The sequence below is a fragment of the Neisseria subflava genome, from assembly GCF_003044645.1.
GTDB lineage: Bacteria > Pseudomonadota > Gammaproteobacteria > Burkholderiales > Neisseriaceae > Neisseria > Neisseria subflava_B.
Genome location: NZ_POXL01000005.1, coordinates 141,655 through 157,746, shown reverse-complemented (window position 1 = coordinate 157,746; position 16,092 = coordinate 141,655). Strand labels below are relative to the sequence as shown.

Annotated in this window: 12 protein-coding genes and 1 pseudogene; 5 read left to right on the top strand and 8 right to left on the bottom strand. The window is 51.5% G+C overall.

Annotated features, from left to right (window positions below):
* Positions 1-221: 221 nt before the first annotated feature.
* Complete coding sequence (gene argC, locus DBY97_RS07070) at positions 222-1,268, top strand: N-acetyl-gamma-glutamyl-phosphate reductase (RefSeq protein ID WP_107857924.1); 1,047 nt, start codon at positions 222-224, stop codon at positions 1,266-1,268.
* 76 nt (positions 1,269-1,344) lie between these two features.
* On the opposite strand, the gene DBY97_RS07065 is transcribed toward argC, so the two are convergent.
* Positions 1,345-1,620: a hypothetical protein gene (locus DBY97_RS07065; RefSeq protein ID WP_003748371.1), complete on the bottom strand. Its 276-nt coding sequence runs from the start codon at positions 1,618-1,620 to the stop codon at positions 1,345-1,347.
* A gap of 261 nt (positions 1,621-1,881) precedes the next feature.
* Here DBY97_RS07065 and DBY97_RS07060 point away from each other — a divergent pair, with 261 nt between their 5' ends.
* From DBY97_RS07060 to DBY97_RS07050, 3 genes are all read left to right on the top strand, one after another.
* On the top strand, positions 1,882-2,568 hold the full coding sequence (locus tag DBY97_RS07060; protein ID WP_107857923.1) for a S24 family peptidase: 687 nt from the start codon (positions 1,882-1,884) through the stop codon (positions 2,566-2,568).
* A gap of 132 nt (positions 2,569-2,700) precedes the next feature.
* Positions 2,701-3,039, top strand: a complete 339-nt coding sequence (gene erpA / locus DBY97_RS07055) for an iron-sulfur cluster insertion protein ErpA (protein ID WP_003680162.1) — start codon at positions 2,701-2,703, stop codon at positions 3,037-3,039.
* 337 nt (positions 3,040-3,376) lie between these two features.
* Positions 3,377-4,051, top strand: coding sequence for a hypothetical protein (locus DBY97_RS07050; RefSeq protein ID WP_107857922.1), 675 nt, complete (start codon positions 3,377-3,379; stop codon positions 4,049-4,051).
* A gap of 80 nt (positions 4,052-4,131) precedes the next feature.
* Here DBY97_RS07050 and DBY97_RS07045 read toward each other — a convergent pair whose 3' ends face one another.
* Positions 4,132-6,321, bottom strand: coding sequence for a primosomal protein N' (locus tag DBY97_RS07045; protein ID WP_107857921.1), 2,190 nt, complete (start codon positions 6,319-6,321; stop codon positions 4,132-4,134).
* Between the two features lie 135 nt (positions 6,322-6,456).
* Between DBY97_RS07045 and DBY97_RS07040 the strand changes: the two genes are divergently transcribed.
* Complete coding sequence (locus DBY97_RS07040) at positions 6,457-7,248, top strand: DsbC family protein (RefSeq protein ID WP_107857958.1); 792 nt, start codon at positions 6,457-6,459, stop codon at positions 7,246-7,248.
* Between the two features lie 136 nt (positions 7,249-7,384).
* Here DBY97_RS07040 and DBY97_RS07035 read toward each other — a convergent pair whose 3' ends face one another.
* From DBY97_RS07035 to DBY97_RS07010, 6 genes and pseudogenes are all read right to left on the bottom strand, one after another.
* A complete protein-coding gene (locus DBY97_RS07035; RefSeq protein WP_003679823.1) occupies positions 7,385-8,068 on the bottom strand; it encodes a 2,3-diphosphoglycerate-dependent phosphoglycerate mutase in 684 nt (227 codons plus the stop codon).
* 102 nt (positions 8,069-8,170) lie between these two features.
* A complete protein-coding gene (locus DBY97_RS07030; RefSeq protein ID WP_107857920.1) occupies positions 8,171-8,923 on the bottom strand; it encodes a class I SAM-dependent methyltransferase in 753 nt (250 codons plus the stop codon).
* Between the two features lie 48 nt (positions 8,924-8,971).
* Positions 8,972-10,604: pseudogene (locus tag DBY97_RS07025) on the bottom strand (sigma-54-dependent transcriptional regulator).
* Positions 10,597-12,183, bottom strand: a complete 1,587-nt coding sequence (locus DBY97_RS07020; RefSeq protein ID WP_107857919.1) for a two-component system sensor histidine kinase NtrB — start codon at positions 12,181-12,183, stop codon at positions 10,597-10,599. The pseudogene DBY97_RS07025 and the gene DBY97_RS07020 overlap by 8 nt, the downstream one beginning before the upstream one ends.
* A gap of 70 nt (positions 12,184-12,253) precedes the next feature.
* Positions 12,254-14,557, bottom strand: coding sequence for a DNA topoisomerase IV subunit A (parC, locus tag DBY97_RS07015; RefSeq protein WP_107857957.1), 2,304 nt, complete (start codon positions 14,555-14,557; stop codon positions 12,254-12,256).
* A gap of 207 nt (positions 14,558-14,764) precedes the next feature.
* On the bottom strand, positions 14,765-16,087 hold the full coding sequence (locus DBY97_RS07010) for an MFS transporter (RefSeq protein WP_004518845.1): 1,323 nt from the start codon (positions 16,085-16,087) through the stop codon (positions 14,765-14,767).
* Positions 16,088-16,092: the final 5 nt, after the last annotated feature.

Genomic DNA, 16,092 nt, shown 5'->3' with positions numbered 1-16,092 from the left:
ATGGATAGGATAAAGACGAAACACCCACCACAAATCAAACCGCAAACTGCGTTTTCCAAACGCTCAGGCCGTCTGAAATCCTCTCTCCAATATCGTTAATCCCATATTTCAGACGGCCTGTTTAACCCTCTATTGCAAAGCTTGGCACAAGCACCGCTGACCGACGGCAATTAATTACTATATAATCAAACGCATTGTTACCCCTACAAAGGAGCCACACCATGACCACAAAAATTAAAATTGGTATCGTCGGTGCAACCGGTTACACAGGCGTTGAATTGTTGCGCCTGCTCAGCAGCCACCCCAACGTAGAAGTCATTGCCGTCACCAGCCGAAGCGAAGCCGGTATTGTAGTTGCCGACTACTTCCCCAGCCTGCGCGGCATTTACGACCTTGCATTCCAAACGCCCGAGGATGCCGGGCTTGACCGTTGCGACCTCGTATTCTTTGCCACGCCCAACGGCGTGGCCATGAAAGAAGCACCGTCCCTTGTCGAAAAAGGCGTACGCGTGATTGACCTGTCTGCCGACTTCCGCATCCGCGACATCCCCACATGGGAAAAATGGTACAAAATGACCCATGCAGCGCCGCAACTCGTTTCCCAAGCAGTGTACGGTTTGTGCGAACTTCACAAAGACGACATCGCCAAAGCCATGCTGGTGGCTAATCCGGGCTGCTACCCTACCTGCGTTTCCCTGCCCTTATTGCCACTGCTTCAAGCTGGCCGTCTGAAAGCCAACGTGACGCTGATTGCCGACTGTAAATCCGGTGTTTCCGGTGCGGGTCGCAAAGCCAGCACCCATACCCTATTGTGCGAAGCAGGCGACAACTTCAAAGCCTACGGCGTCGGTGGCCACCGCCACCTGCCTGAAATCCGACAAACCCTGTCCGGACTGCAAGACCATGTTTCAGACGGCCTGATTTTCGTACCACACCTTGTTCCGATGATACGCGGTATGCACGCCACCCTGTATCTGCACCTGCAAGAACATACCGATCCTGAAGCCTTACTGCGCGAATACTACCGCGACAGTCCTTTTGTCGATATTTTGCCTTCAGGTTCGACACCTGAAACCCGCAGCGTACGCGGCGCCAACCTCTGCCGTATCAGCGTTCAAAGAGCGCCCGAACAAGACGATGTGTGGATTGTTCTTTCCGTCATCGACAACTTGGTCAAAGGCGCAGCCGGTCAAGCCGTGCAGAATATGAACATTATGTTCGGACTGCCCGAAACCACCGGACTGACTAATGCACCATTGATGCCTTAAGCCATCCTTATTAAAAACACAAGGCCGTCTGAAACAATGGTTTTTCAGACGGCCTTTATCAATTCATTCACAAACATCACTCATACACCACGCCGGCAAGCATTTCTTCTTCATTCAAGTTGCCGTACTGTTGCTCCCAATCGTGGGTAGCCTCCACCATATCGCATTCTTTGGCGAAGGCAAGCAGCCTGCCGTCCATCTGATCCAGACTCAAACTGCCCAAGCGTTCGCATTCCGAAGCCGTCAAATTACCGTCCGCTTCATGTGCTTCCGAAGATCCGAAAGGCAGGGCAAAAAAACCCAGTACCAACGCCAGTAGCACCCAAAAAATATTTTTACGCGAACGAGTCATTTCACACCTCTCATCATAATCATATAGCAGGTTCAAGTCAGAAAAACTAAACCAAATAAAACCAAACTAAGAAAAATCAAATATAAAACTAGAAATATCGATTTATCTAAGACAAAACGAATAATACTAAGAAAAAATAAAATATGCAATACTTTTTCTTAGATTGAGTAATTTTTTTCTTACAATTTTATAAAAACTAAGGTAAAATACACTCAAATCGTCCAAACCATATAAAAAACATACCTCCATAAAGGCATAAACATGGATACCTTTAAAGACCGCCTGGCTTTCTTATGGAAAGATGAAGCCCGCCAAGCCAAAATTGCCGCCGATATTGATATGACCATCGCCGGATTCAGCCGTATCTGGAACGAAGGCGGCCTGCCGAAATCGGAAACGCTAAAAAAAATCAAACAACTTAAAGGCTGCAGCATAGACTGGCTTTTGACAGGAGAAGGCTCCCCCTTCCCCGATTTCGAAGCTCCAAAAGCCACGGCAACCGACACACTGGGCAACCCTGTCGATATAGACGAATTTGTCTTTGTGCCGCGTTACGACATCCAGGCCGCGGCCGGACACGGTCAGCTCGTCGGCGACGAACAGCCAATGTTCGCCATGGCGTTCCGACGTTATTGGATTGAAAATTATGTGACGCGCGACATCAAAAACCTTTCCGTTATCTCAGTCAAAGGCGACTCGATGGAAGGTGTACTGAATGATGGCGACACCATCCTCATCAACCACGGCCAAACCACGCCGCGCGACGGCCTCTATGTTTTGCGCCTTAACGAAAACCTTTTGGTCAAACGCCTGCAACTGATACCCGGCGGCATCGTCAACGTCATTTCTGCCAACGAAGCCTACCCTACTTTTGAAATCGACTTGAAAAACCCGACCGACGACGTTGCCATCATCGGCCGTGTAGAATGGTTTGGCAGAAGCATCTAAATCTGACATACTGGTGCTTGAAATTTCTGCCATGCCCTCCATGTAAGCTGGCAGACCCTGTCTGCACAAACTTGCCTTGGCTAACGGTTTGCGCGACAATAGTAAAAATATTCATATAAAAGGAATCACATCATGTCAGACGAAAGCCCTATTATCTTTACTGACAGCTGCTGCACCAAAGTTGCCGACCTGATTGCCGAAGAGAACAATCCCGATTTGAAATTGCGCGTATTCGTCAACGGCGGTGGTTGCTCCGGCTTCCAATATGGTTTTACCTTTGATGAAATCAAAAACGACGACGATTTTGAAATCCAGAAAAACGGCCTGACGTTCTTGGTTGACCCGATGAGCTACCAATATCTGGTTGGTGCGGAAATCGACTACACCGAAAGCCTGCAAGGCTCTCAATTCGTCATCCGCAATCCGAATGCCGAAACGACTTGCGGTTGCGGCTCGTCCTTCTCCGTATAAACAATCCGTTTTTGCCACAAAAAAACAGGCCGTCTGTATCTTCAGACGGCCTTTTGCGTGAATTTATTTTAAACAATATCAGATTTACCTTATAATAATAATATCGGGCGTGAATATTTACTCTACAATAGACATAACATTGGACATGCATATTTCCATATAAATAAAAAATTATTGTCCAACCGATTAACGACACAAAGGCAAACCGTACTTGGTCTGCCTGAGACTGCAGCCTCTGTTCCGGCTCGTATCACAAGCCAGAACAGCTCAAACACAATAACAAAACCTTAGGCTAAACCCATTTGGTTGACGCAGTCGAAATACTCATGGGATATCAATGAGCAAACAAGAAAAATTTTTCGACGTATACGTTTCCTATCCGCCGAACACGGATAGGGAGCGCATCCATGCCTGCCTGTATGACAACCTGCCCGAAAACGAAGTCGAGAGCCTGATTCAGGCCTTGGCCGAGCGTCCGCAAGCCATTGTGGCCGAGAAATGCACCCAAGACGAGCGCGAAAATGCGCAGCATTACTTCAGCTATTTGGGTTTGGACGTGATCGTCCGTCAGGCTATGGAGTTGGAAGCGGTTGAAGAAGAACCCGTGTTGGCAGTCAACGCTCCCGACCCTATCCAATGCCCTGTCTGCATGACGATTATTGATGAATTAGACGCACAGGAATGCAAAACCTGCCACTTTGATTTGACAGAGAAAAATGAGCTGGCCATCCAGCGCAAGCGCATTGAATGGCAGGAAAAAATCTCTTTCGAGCATAAAAAACAAACCGAAATTGCCCATAAGCTCAAATATGAACGTGAGCAGGAAGAGAAAAAACTGCGTAAAAAAATCCGTGCCGAATTGGAATCCCAATTACGCGAAGAGTTAGGCCAAAATCCTGAGCTGGCCGCACTTGCAGCGAGGAAGAAAACACAGTTTCTGCTTACAATGGCTATTGTATTCGCCGTTTTGAGCCTGCTTGCACTCGGCTATATCGCTGCAAAATTCTTCTAAACTGATTCCAAAACTTAAGGCCGTCTGAAAAACAGATTTTCAGACGGCCTTTTATTTCTATATTGATTGAATCATTTCAATCAAGCCTCTTGCACATCAACGTCCACCGACCATCGGATTTTGCCGTCCCTGTTTTGCTGCAACACCTGCACCCACAAACTCACGGCGCGATGCAAATCTTGTCGAGATGTCGATTCGAGGAAAACTTGCGCACGTTCGCGTTCGGCAAGGCGCACCATCAGCATCGGAGCGGCACCAAACTGGGAGACGCTTTCGGGCAAAAGCGGAGCAATGGTTTCTTTGGCGGCATTGAGAAATTCCATCGCATCGGCAATACGCGGCGCATCGGCACGGACGGCCGTCTGAAAACCGAAGGGCGGCATGGCGAACATTTGCCGCTCGTTCAATTCGTTTTCGGCAAACACAGCGTAGTCCTGCGCTTTGACGGCGGCGAAGACGGGATGTTCGGGCAGTTGGGTCTGTATCAACACCTTGCCAGGTTTGTCAGCGCGCCCCGCCCTGCCGGACACTTGCATCAGCTCAGCGAACAGCCTTTCCGGCGCGCGAAAGTCCGCGCTGTACAGGCTGCCGTCGGCATTTAACACGATAACGAGGTTGAGCCGCGCGAAATCATGGCCTTTGGCGAGCATCTGCGTACCGACCAGAATATCGATTTCGTTGGCTGCGATGCGGCGGTACAAATCCGCCCAGTCGTTTTTGTGCGCCGTGCTGTCCCTATCGACGCGGACGACGGTTGCTTTCGGCAGGAATGCACGTAGGGTTTCTTCGACGCGCTGCGTGCCGTGTCCGACGGCGGTCAGGTCTTGGTTGCCGCAGTCGGGGCATTTGAACGGGATGGGTTCGCGGTGGTCGCAGTGGTGGCAGCGCAGTTGGCGGGCGCGTTGGTGCAGCACCATTTTGGCGGAGCAGTTCGGGCAGCCGAAGGTATGGCCGCAGTCGCCGCAAAACAGCGCGGGCGCGAAGCCGCGACGGTTGAGGTACACCAGCGACATGCCGTCCGCTTCAAAGTTCTGTTTCAAAAGCTGTAAGGCTTGCGGCGAGAAGCCATTGTCTAGTTTCAGACGGCCTACGTTGAGAATTTCTACTTGCGGCAGTTGCGCGGAAGCATGGGCGCGCTCGGTCAGTTGCAGCAGGCGGTACGCGCCGCTTTGCGCCTTGTGCCAGCTCTCTAGGCTAGGCGTGGCGCTGCCCAATATGATGGGGCAGCCGCTCTGCTTCGCCCGCCACACCGCCAAATCGCGGGCGTGGTAGCGCAATTCGTTGTCCTGTTTGAACGAGCCGTCGTGTTCCTCATCGACCACAATCAGCCCGACATCAGGCAAAGGCGTGAACACCGCCAGCCGCGTGCCGATGACCAGCTTCGCCTGCCCCAACATGGCGCGCAGATAATCCTGCGTGCGCTTGCCTGCCGCCATCTGGCTGTGCAACACGGCGGTCGGTACGTCGGCAAAACGGTTTTCCACCCGCTTCAAAAGCTGCGGCGTGAGGTTGATTTCGGGCAACAGAAACAACACCTGCCGCCCCTGCGCCAACACTTTCGCCATCGCATCAAAATACACCTCGGTCTTGCCGCTGCCGGTAATGCCGTACAGCAAAAACGGCTGAAATTTACCGAAGGCCGTCTGAATTTCATCGGAAGCCTTCTGCTGGTCAGCATTTAATACAAATTCAGAGTGCGAAGCCTGCCCGTGGTACGACCTCAATACAGGTTTCGCCGCTTCCGTCGTTTCAATCCAACCCTGCTCCGCCCATTCTTCGATTAATTTCGCCGCCTGCGCGTTCACCTGCTTCAACGCCGCCATCGTCATCCCGCCCGACAGCAGCGCGTCCCACAAAGCCGCTTTTTTGTTGAACCGAGTCGGCGGCGGCGTTTGCGCCCTGCCCGCTTCGTTCAGCGCGTAAAACAGCGGCGGCTGCGGCATTTCCACCGCTCGCGTTTCCTTCAAACCCTGCGGCAGCGCGGCAAACACTGCCTGCCCGGTCGGATAGTGGTAATAACGCGACGTAAACGCCAACAAATCACGCCAGCTTTGAGGCAACGGCTTTTCTTCCATAAAGGCCGTCTGAACACTCAAAATTCGCGCCGTATCCATATCGGGCGCAATATCCGTTTCCCACACAATCCCGACAACGGTTTTATTGCGAAAAGGCACAAGCACCCGCGTTCCCGGAGGAAGCGGCTTGGAATGGGAATAAGTCAAAAGGCCGTCTGAAAGCGGCACGTTTACGGCAATACGGTGGTAGAACATACAAACAATCAAATTATTTTTTCGTATTTTAACAGCCGAAAGCTATTTTCAGACGATAATTTGAGCCTCAATACAATGCAGGCATGACAGAGGTTTGATACAATGCCCTATTTTCAACACACGCAAGTCTCTCGCATGAAAACCAAGTTAATCAAAATCTTAACACCGTTTGCCGTCCTTCCTTTGTTGGCATGCGGTCAACCTGCCGTATCCAACGCCAACGCGGCACCTGCTCCGGCCGCCAAAGCGGAAGCGCCTGCCGACAAATCCGTTGCCGCTTCTTTGAAAGCGCGTTTAGAAAAAGTCTATGCCGCCCAAGATTTGAAAGTTTTGAGCGTCAGTGAAACACCGATTAAAGGCATTTATGAAGTTGTCGTCAGCGGCAAACAAATCATCTATACCGATGCCAAAGGCGACTATATGCTCGTTGGCGACCTCATCAACGTCAACACGCGCCAAAGCCTGACTGAAGAACGCGCCGCCGATTTGAACAAAATCGACTTCGCTTCGCTGCCTTTGGACAAAGCCATCAAAGAAGTGCGCGGCAACGGCAAACTGAAAGTCGCTGTTTTCTCCGATCCGGACTGCCCGTACTGCAAACGCTTGGAGCATGAGTTTGAAAAAATGACCGACATCACGATTTATACCTTCATGATGCCGATTCCAAGCCTGCACCCTGATGCCGCGCGCAAAGCCGAGTTGTTGTGGTGCCAACCTAATCCGACCCAAGCATGGACCGACTGGATGCGCAAAGGCAAACTCCCAAGCGGCAAAACAAACTGCGAAAACCCTGTTGCGGAAACCACTTCATTGGGCGAACAATTCGGCTTCAACGGCACGCCGACCCTGGTCTTTCCTAACGGCCGCAGCCAAAGTGGTTACAGCCCTATGCCTCACCTCAAAGAAATCATCGAAAAAAACCAGTAATACAGGGTTTAATCTCCATAAAGGACGCTTTACGCGTCCTTTTTTCATACCGACCGCCATCAAGTACTTTCAGACGGTCTCGATACAGAAAAATATAAAAAAGGACGTGTCCAACACGTCCTTTTTTCCCTTTACCTTACAGGTAGAATTTTTCAATTACTTTCAGGTTTTCATCCAATTTGTACACCAGCGGCTGACCGGTTGGGATTTCCAAGCCCATGATGTCTTCATCGGAAATGCCTTCGATGTGTTTGGCCAACGCACGCAGGGAGTTGCCGTGTGCCGCAACCAATACACGTTTGCCGCTCAAGATGGCCGGAGCGATTTGGTCTTCCCAGAAAGGCAGGACGCGCTCGAGGGTAACTTTGAGGTTTTCGCCATCAGGTACGACATCGCTAGGCAGGTTGGCGTAGCGGCGGTCGTTGTGGGCGGAGTGAGGGTCTTTAGGATCAAGTAGCGGAGGCAGGGTGTCGTAGCTGCGGCGCCAGATGTGGACTTGCTCGTCGCCGTATTTTTCTGCGGTTTGTTTTTTATCCATACCTTGCAGCTGGCCGTAGTGGCGCTCGTTCAAACGCCATGATTTGATTTGTGGAACAAACAGTTGATCAGATTCTTCCAAAACGATGTTACAGGTTTTGATGGCACGGGTCAGAACGGAGGTAAAGGCGATGTCAAACTCGTAGCCCTTCTCTTTCAGCTTTTTACCCGCTGCTGCAGCTTCTGCCAAACCTTGCTCGCTCAGCTTAACGTCGCGCCAGCCGGTGAAAAGGTTTTTCGCGTTCCATTCGCTTTGTCCGTGACGGATGAATACTAATTCCATGATAGTTTGCTCCAATGAAGTTTGGGAAAGGGTATTTATATCACACTTTGCCGCCGCGCTGATAACGCCGGCGGTTTCTTTTGATATGTTGCAAGTTTGCTTTTAGTCTTCAGACGGCCTTGCCGGAAGGTAAACGTCAAAACGCGTGCTTTTGCCTGTGTATTGATAAGCAGGTTTGCGCCTATCGAGAAATTCACCCAAGCGCGGGCGTTTGACGACAATGCGTTTTTTGGCGGTATTCAACGCTGCGTCCAACAACTCGGCTTCGTCTTGTGCCGCGCCGACCAAGTCGTGAAAGTAAGCCATTTCTTTTTTCACGGCGGCGGTTTTGCGACGCTCCGGATACATCGGGTCGAGGTACACCACATCGGGTCTGCCGTTTTGAGTAGCCAATTTCTGCATCAAATCAACGGCATTGCCGAAGTGCAAAATAATTCGTTGGGCAATCTCCCGTGTCTCTTCACTTTGCCCTGCCCTGTTGAGGCCGTCTGAAAGTAGACAGGCGACAGCAGGATTTTGTTCAAAAGTTTGTACATTCAAGCCCAACGAAGCAAGCACAAAACTGTCGCGCCCCAGTCCGCCGGTAGCGTCCCAGACAGTCGGTTGTACAGTGTGGTTGACGGCTTTGGCAATCAACTCGCCTCCACCTTTAGTGCGCCGGTAATGGGCGGTACCGCCATCAAAATCAACGCGGACACGGCCTTTTTCACCGGCGCGGCACAAACTGATGCCGCTTTCGTCAGCGATAAGGAAACTGCCTTCTTCAGGCTGCCGGTCGATAACGGTCAACCCGAACGGCTCGGCAAGGCTGCGAAGTTCGGCGGGTGCGGTTTCGTCAAAATAAATCTTGTACATAAGGCTTATGTTTCAGACGGCCTTGAAAACTCAGGCCGTCTGAACGTTTTAATTGATGTCCAAGCGTTCCATGCGGTAGCGCATAGAGCGGAAGCTGATGCCCAAAAGTTTGGCGGCTTGGGTACGGTTGTAACGGGTTTGCTGCAAAGCCTGCTCGATGATGCTGCGTTCCACTTGGTCGAGGTAATCCTGTATCTGCATGGTACGCGGATCAAACGGCGGAATGGGGCTGTGATTGAGCGTAGTTTCGCGTGCGTCGGGTTCGGCAATATCGTCAAAAGAGAAGCCGCTGCGTTCTGCCTTAACCTGCGGAGCATTTTGAATCTGCAAGTCGTCCACTTGTATCACTCACTTGGCCTACCGTCAGTGCGACGGCGCGTTCGAGGATATTTTCCAACTCACGGAAGTTGCCGGGGTAGCTGTAATGCAACAGAGCTTCTTGGGCTTTCGGGCTGAGTTTGTAGGTTTGATTGCCGTGACGGTGTTTATACAGCAGATACAGAATCAGCGCGCCCAAGTCTTCGCGCATTTCGCGCAAAGGCGGCATGTGCAGGGTGACAACGTTGAGGCGGTAATACAAGTCCTGACGGAATGCACCGCTTTCAACCAAAGCTTCAAGGTTTTTATGGGTTGCACAAATAATGCGTACGTCCACAGAGGTTTCCCGCGCATCGCCGATACGGCGCACGGCTTTTTCTTGAATGGCGCGCAGGAGTTTGACCTGCATGGCAAGCGGCAAATCGGCAACTTCATCAAGGAACAAAGTGCCGCCGTCAGCATGTTGGAAAAAACCTAAACGGTCTTGATCCGCGCCGGTAAAACTGCCTTTTTTATAACCGAAAAATTCGCTTTCCATCAGGTTTTCAGGAATAGCACCGCAGTTGACGGCAATAAACGGTTTGTCGGCGCGGTCGGACAACTCGTGAATCGTACGCGCCGCCTGCTCTTTACCCGTACCGGACTCGCCGGAAATATAAACAGGAACAAGGCTGTGGGCCAATCTGCGAATCAGGTGGCGTACCTCGACCATTTGCGGCGAGGTACCCAACAGGCGCGGCATATCGTCCTCGCCTTCCAATATAGGTGCTTCTTGTTGCAGAGCAGGATTGATGCTGCCGGCCGAAAAACGCTCTTTTAAGGAATTGAGCCCTTCCGGAACAGTCAAAGGCCGGTTAAATTCGCTCTGTACGCTCTTAGGAGGCGTAACGACAGGCTTGGCCGGCTGAGGTTCGGGTTTATACAGGGCGGCAGAAACAGGCGCAGGCTGCGATTTGACTTTTTCAGACGGCGTGGGTTCGGCAGTATTGTCTGAAACCGACACTGCCGATTTAACCAATGAACGCAACTGCGACAGCGTAATCGGTTTTTGCAGATAATCAAACGCCCCTGCTTTCAAGGCTTCAACGGCTTGGTCGGCATTGCCGAAAGCCGTAATCACAGCGACGGGCGTGTCGAGCATCAACTCGTCGATGTATTGGACCACCTCGAGGCCGGAGCCGTCGGGCATACGCATATCGGTCAACACCAGCGAATAATCATTGTTGTCCAGCTTGTCTTTGGCTTCTTCAACACCAGCCGCAGTATCGACGCGCAGACCCATTTTCATCAGGGTCATTTCCATCAGGTCGCGGATGTCTGCCTCGTCATCGACAACCAAAACCGGCTCTTGCAATTTATTCATCCTGCGCTTGCTCCTTCGGTAAAATCAATTCAAACCCGTTCATTTCAGGGTGATAATGCAGCTGCCCCATATTGGCGTGCGCCAACTCGCGTGCGACGTAAAGTCCCAAGCCGGTGCCTTGTTTTTCGGTGGTATAAAACGGCTCGAACAAATGATTTCGTACATCGGGCGGCACGCCTTTGCCGTTGTCCGCTACTACGATGGAAATATGCATCCTGCCGCTTGAACGGATAAGGACGGTAATGGAGTTTTCGTCCTGACGGCTGTGTCGCCACGCATTGTTGCACAAGTTCCACATCACTTGCTGCAAATGCATGGGATCGACCAATACGGTCAGGTTGTTGCCGTCCATATTCATGCGCAAACAGCCGATGGCATCGGGATTATTCAAGGTAAATTCCTGCTTGAATTCCAACCAAAATTTCATCAGATTGACCGGCTGGCGGCTGATGTTGTCGCGTTTGTTAATCAGGGATACGTCTTCCAACATCTTGTCGATGCGTTGGATATTGCTGTCGATAATGTTGTAGAGCTTGGCCTTGAGCGGGTCTGCCTCATCGCCCTCTTGCAACAAATCGCTGGCATGACGGATGGCCGACATCGGGTTGCGGATTTCGTGGGCAAGGTTGGCAGTCAACTGTCCGAGCGAAGTCAGCTTGGTGGACATGGCCTCCGCAGCCACTTCACGCAATGAGCGGACGTACAGCATCAGTAGCTCGGTTTGCTCCTGAATCAATGGAACGGCACGGACGTGCATGGCGTGTTGGAAAATATGGATATCGGTTTCAAAAGGTTTGTCGGGTTGGCGCTGCCAGCGTGCCACCAGTTCGCCAAACACGATTTCCTGCTGATCGATAATCAGACTGGGGAAATAGATTTTTGCCTGCTTGTTAAACAGCCACACGCGCTGGGTCGCATCAATCACCACCACCGCTTCCTGTACGCGGTTCAAAACCAAATGGTTCAAGCCGCTGATACGGCGGTAGGCCAGTTGATGGCGGCTGGCGGACTCTGTGGCCTGCTCCAGATAACGGGCGGCAAACGATGTCAGCATCGCCACCAGATAGCCTGCGCCGATCAGCATCAAAGAATTCACCATTGATTTCGCGTCCCAATTAAACGAATCGAAACGCATACTGCCGTCTAAAAACAGGTTCAAAATAAACAACATTGCCGTATAACCTGCGTACAGCATGGGGTAATGGCCATAACTGAGCAGACACGATGTAGCAACAAACGGCAAAACCAAAATCCCGAAACCGGAAGCCGTACCGCCGGAGATGTACACCAAAACCATCATCATGGTGATATCGACCACCGCGCTGGCATTGGGCAAATCCAAAGACTGCCACTGCCAGCCCGGGCGGAACACGGAGAGCATGATCAGGAAGAAATACAGCGTTACCCAGATATAAAACTCAATGTCCGGCAACGAAACGCCAATTAGGTTGCCGCCTGTGTAGCTGCCGAAAGCGTGCAAAACCAAAAGCGGTAAGACGATGGCTATTCGGGCAATGTTGATTACACCGGGAATCCGCTCCCTCAGATTACCCAGTTCTTGAAGATTGGCTCTGTTCATAAGTGAACCTTTTTTTATTATCATGCAATGTCGTATAAATTTAATTTATTTAGATATATTTGTTCTTGTTTCAGGACAAACTTTTCAGACGGCCTGATATTTCCAATACCTTGCCTTTTTTACCGCGTTTGCCGTCAATATCGGCAATACGCAGTTTTTCCTGATGTTCTGCACCGCGTCGGCCGACCGATACAACAGTAAACTCAGGAGAGGTCGTCACCATAATGTGTTCCAAAGATGCGCCGTCAGCCAACGACATCAGCTGCAAACCGCGGCCTTTAGGCATGACTTTGAGCTCGCCGATGGTAAACGCCAAGAGACGGTGGTCGCTGCTGGCCAGTACGACTTTGCAGTCAGGATTAATCAGTGAAGAAGCATAGACGGCAACTGGCAGCAGGACGGTTTCGCCGCCGTCCACGGTCATGACCACTTTACCCGCTTTCACGCGTCCGACCATATCGGCCAACTTGGTAATAAAGCCGTAGCCGCCGCTGCCTGAGAGCAGGTAATGCTGTTCGGGCTGGCCGGTAAGCATGGCGACGGGTTTCGCGCCGTTTTGTAGCTCGATTAAGGATGAAACCGGTACGCCGTCGCCGCGTCCGCCGGGAATTTCGGCAGCATCGAGCGTGTAGGTTCTGCCCAATGAATCCAAGATGACGACAGGCAAAACGGTGCGGCCTTCAAGGGTTTGTTTGAGGCGGTCGCCTTCTTTGAACGCGGTCTGGCTCAAATCAAGGTTGTGTCCGGCACGGCTGCGTATCCAGCCTTTTTCTGACAGAATCAGCGTGATCGGCTCATCGGCGGTAGTCTGCGTCAACACGGCACGTCCGGCTTCTTCCACCAGCGTGCGGCGCGCATCGCCAAACTGCTTCATGTCCGCCTGCATCTCTTTGATGATCAGCTTGCGTTTTTCATTTTTGTCGCCCAAAAGGATATTCAGACGGCCTTGTTCTTCTCGCAATTCGTTCAATTCTTTTTCGAGTTTGAACCCTTCCAAACGCGCCAACTGGCGCAGGCGGATTTCCAAAATGTCTTCCGCTTGGATTTCGGTCAGCCCGAACGCCGCCATCAAATCAGCTTTCGGGTCGTCTGATTCGCGGATGACTTTAATCACTTCATCAATGTGCAGAAAGACTTTCAGACGGCCTTCGAGGATGTGCAGCCGTTTTTCCACTTGGTTCAAACGGAATTTCAGACGACGTGTTACGGTCACGACGCGGAAATCCAGCCATTCCTGCAAAATCGTTTTCAGGTTTTTCTGCGCAGGGCGGTTGTCCAAACCCATCATCACCAAGTTCATGGACACATTACCTTCCAGCGAAGTCTGCGCCATCAGCGTGTTGATGAAGGTATCCGTATCGATGCGGCTGGATTTTGGCTCGAACACAAGGCGCACGGGATGTTCGCCATCGGACTCGTCGCGCACGCGGTCGATTAAATCCAGCATCAGCTTTTTGGTGTTGAGCTGGTCTTGGTTAAGCTGCTTTTTGCCCGCTTTCGGTTTCGGGTTGGTTTGCTCTTCGATTTCGGCAAGGATTTTGGCGGAATTGGCGTTCGGCGGCAGCTCGGTCACAATCACGCGCCATTGTCCGCGCGCCAGCTTCTCGATTTCATAACGCGCACGCACGCGCACGCTGCCCTTGCCGGTTTCGTAAATCCGACGCAATTCGTCCGCCGGAGTGATGATTTGACCGCCGCCGGCAAAGTCAGGGGCGGGAATATATTGCATCAGGTCGGCAGTTTCCAGCGTCGGTTTCTTCAATAACGCAATCGCCGCCTGTGTGACTTCGTTTAAATTGTGTGATGGGATTTCGGTCGCCATACCCACCGCAATGCCTGACGCGCCGTTGAGCAAGACCATAGGCAAGCGGGCGGGAAGGTGCAGCGGCTCGTCAAACGCGCCGTCGTAGTTCGGCACAAAATCTACCGTCCCCTGATTGATTTCGGACAACAGCAATTCCGCAATCGGCGTCAGTCGCGCTTCAGTGTAACGCATCGCCGCCGCCCCATCGCCGTCGCGTGAGCCGAAGTTGCCGATGCCGTCGATTAAGGGATAGCGCAAGGTAAAATCCTGCGCCATGCGGACCATCGCTTCATAGGCAGAACTGTCGCCGTGCGGGTGGTATTTACCCAAAATCTCGCCGACCACGCGCGCCGATTTCACCGGCTTTGCCCCCGCTGTCAAACCCATATCGCGCATGGCAAACAAAATACGCCGTTGTACAGGCTTTTGGCCGTCTGAAACTTCAGGCAGCGCGCGACCTTTGACCACGCTCATGGCGTATTCGAGATAGGCGCGTTCGGCGTATTGACCTAACAGCAGGTAGTCTTCGCCGATAGGAGATGGGCTTGGAGCGGAAATGTGTTCTGTCATCAGGATGGTAAAACGAAATAAATTAAAGAGGATATTGTAAAGCAAAATCGGTAGTCATAGCCAATTTGAGTGATGAACGGTAGCGCAGCAACAATAAGGCTTCCCGAATCAGGTCAGCAAATGAAATCTGTTTCGACAAAAAAGGCCGTCTGAAACCATTTCATGTTTCAGACGGCCTTTTCATTTTGGTTTTAAATCAAAACTTCGTTATTCTGCAGTAGCCGGTTTGGCCGCAGTTTTAATGGTTAAGGTCACCGCTGCGGCAATGGCAAGGAAAACACCAGCAAAAGTCATCGCGTTGGCAGGGTTTGAACCCAAGAAAGTTCTGTACACCCAGCCGAAAGATACGGTTTCAATCAGCATTGGAATCACAATCATCATGTTCACAATACCCATGTACACGCCGTAACGTTCTTTAGGGATAGAGCCGACCACAATCATAAACGGCACGCCCATCATACTTGCCCAACCGACACCGAAACCAATCATCGGCGCAAACATCAGGTATTTGTTGCTGATGTGCGGAATGGTGAGCAAAGCCAGCGCAGCAAGGGTAACGGCAAAGGCGTGAACATATTTGGCAGCGTATTTGCGCGCCATCCACATCAGGCCGAAAGCGGAGATAAAGGTTACCACGTTGTAGAAACCGTTTACCAGGCCGGTCCATGCAACCGCTTGGCTATACGCTTCGGTATTTTCAACAGTCGAATCCCAAACGGATTGGACGATACTGTGGGAAATATATTGCCAGTAGATGAAGAGCGCGTACCATTGGAAGAGATACACCAAGGCCAGTTGCCACAGGGCAGTCGGCATTTCGCGGACGGCAACGACAATATCTTTAACAGCATGGGCCGGACCGCTCGGCTGGGCTTTAATGGCCGCCATTTCTTCAGGGCTGGGCTCACGTTCGGCCGTTGATAAAACGGTAATCAAAACCGAACCGATGGAGCAGACCGCACCAATATAAAACGAACCGAATACCCAATACGGAATGCCCGCTTCGGAAGTTTGTTGCAACCAGCCGATTTGTTGGAAGATATAGAGGGAAACGTTGGCCAGGGTAATACCCAAACCGGTAAACACGGACTGCATCAAGAAACCGGTGGATTGCTGGTGTTCAGGAACGGTATCGGCAATAAAGGCACGGAAAGGTTCCATTGCCGTGTTGTTGCTGATGTCCAAGAGCCACAGCAGCAATACGGCCACCCACAAGGCGGTAACGTGCGGATAAATAAAGAGGCAGAGGCTGCAACCGATGGCGCCGATCAAGAAATACGGACGGCGGCGGCCCAATCCCGGCACCCAAGTGCGGTCACTCATCGCACCAATCATCGGCTGTACCAGCAAACCGGTAATCGGACCTGCCATATTCAAAATTGGCAATTGGCTCGGGTCGGCATGAAGAAAACTGAAAATCGGGTTAATCGCAGTTTGCTGCAACCCGAAGCTATATTGAATACCGAAGAAACCGAAGTTCATCAGCATAATCTGGCGAAGTGTCATCGCCACTTGTGGGGAGATTTTCATAGGAA

Coding starts and splice junctions, on each gene's coding strand:
- DBY97_RS07045 (WP_107857921.1), bottom strand. CDS start 6,321: ATGTTCTACCACCGTATTGCCGTAAACGTGCCGCTTTCAGACGGCCTT.
- argC (WP_107857924.1), top strand. CDS start 222: ATGACCACAAAAATTAAAATTGGTATCGTCGGTGCAACCGGTTACACA.
- DBY97_RS07030 (WP_107857920.1), bottom strand. CDS start 8,923: ATGTACAAGATTTATTTTGACGAAACCGCACCCGCCGAACTTCGCAGC.
- DBY97_RS07010 (WP_004518845.1), bottom strand. CDS start 16,087: ATGAAAATCTCCCCACAAGTGGCGATGACACTTCGCCAGATTATGCTG.
- parC (WP_107857957.1), bottom strand. CDS start 14,557: ATGACAGAACACATTTCCGCTCCAAGCCCATCTCCTATCGGCGAAGAC.
- DBY97_RS07035 (WP_003679823.1), bottom strand. CDS start 8,068: ATGGAATTAGTATTCATCCGTCACGGACAAAGCGAATGGAACGCGAAA.
- DBY97_RS07065 (WP_003748371.1), bottom strand. CDS start 1,620: ATGACTCGTTCGCGTAAAAATATTTTTTGGGTGCTACTGGCGTTGGTA.
- DBY97_RS07060 (WP_107857923.1), top strand. CDS start 1,882: ATGGATACCTTTAAAGACCGCCTGGCTTTCTTATGGAAAGATGAAGCC.
- erpA (WP_003680162.1), top strand. CDS start 2,701: ATGTCAGACGAAAGCCCTATTATCTTTACTGACAGCTGCTGCACCAAA.
- DBY97_RS07040 (WP_107857958.1), top strand. CDS start 6,457: ATGAAAACCAAGTTAATCAAAATCTTAACACCGTTTGCCGTCCTTCCT.
- DBY97_RS07050 (WP_107857922.1), top strand. CDS start 3,377: ATGAGCAAACAAGAAAAATTTTTCGACGTATACGTTTCCTATCCGCCG.
- DBY97_RS07020 (WP_107857919.1), bottom strand. CDS start 12,183: ATGAACAGAGCCAATCTTCAAGAACTGGGTAATCTGAGGGAGCGGATT.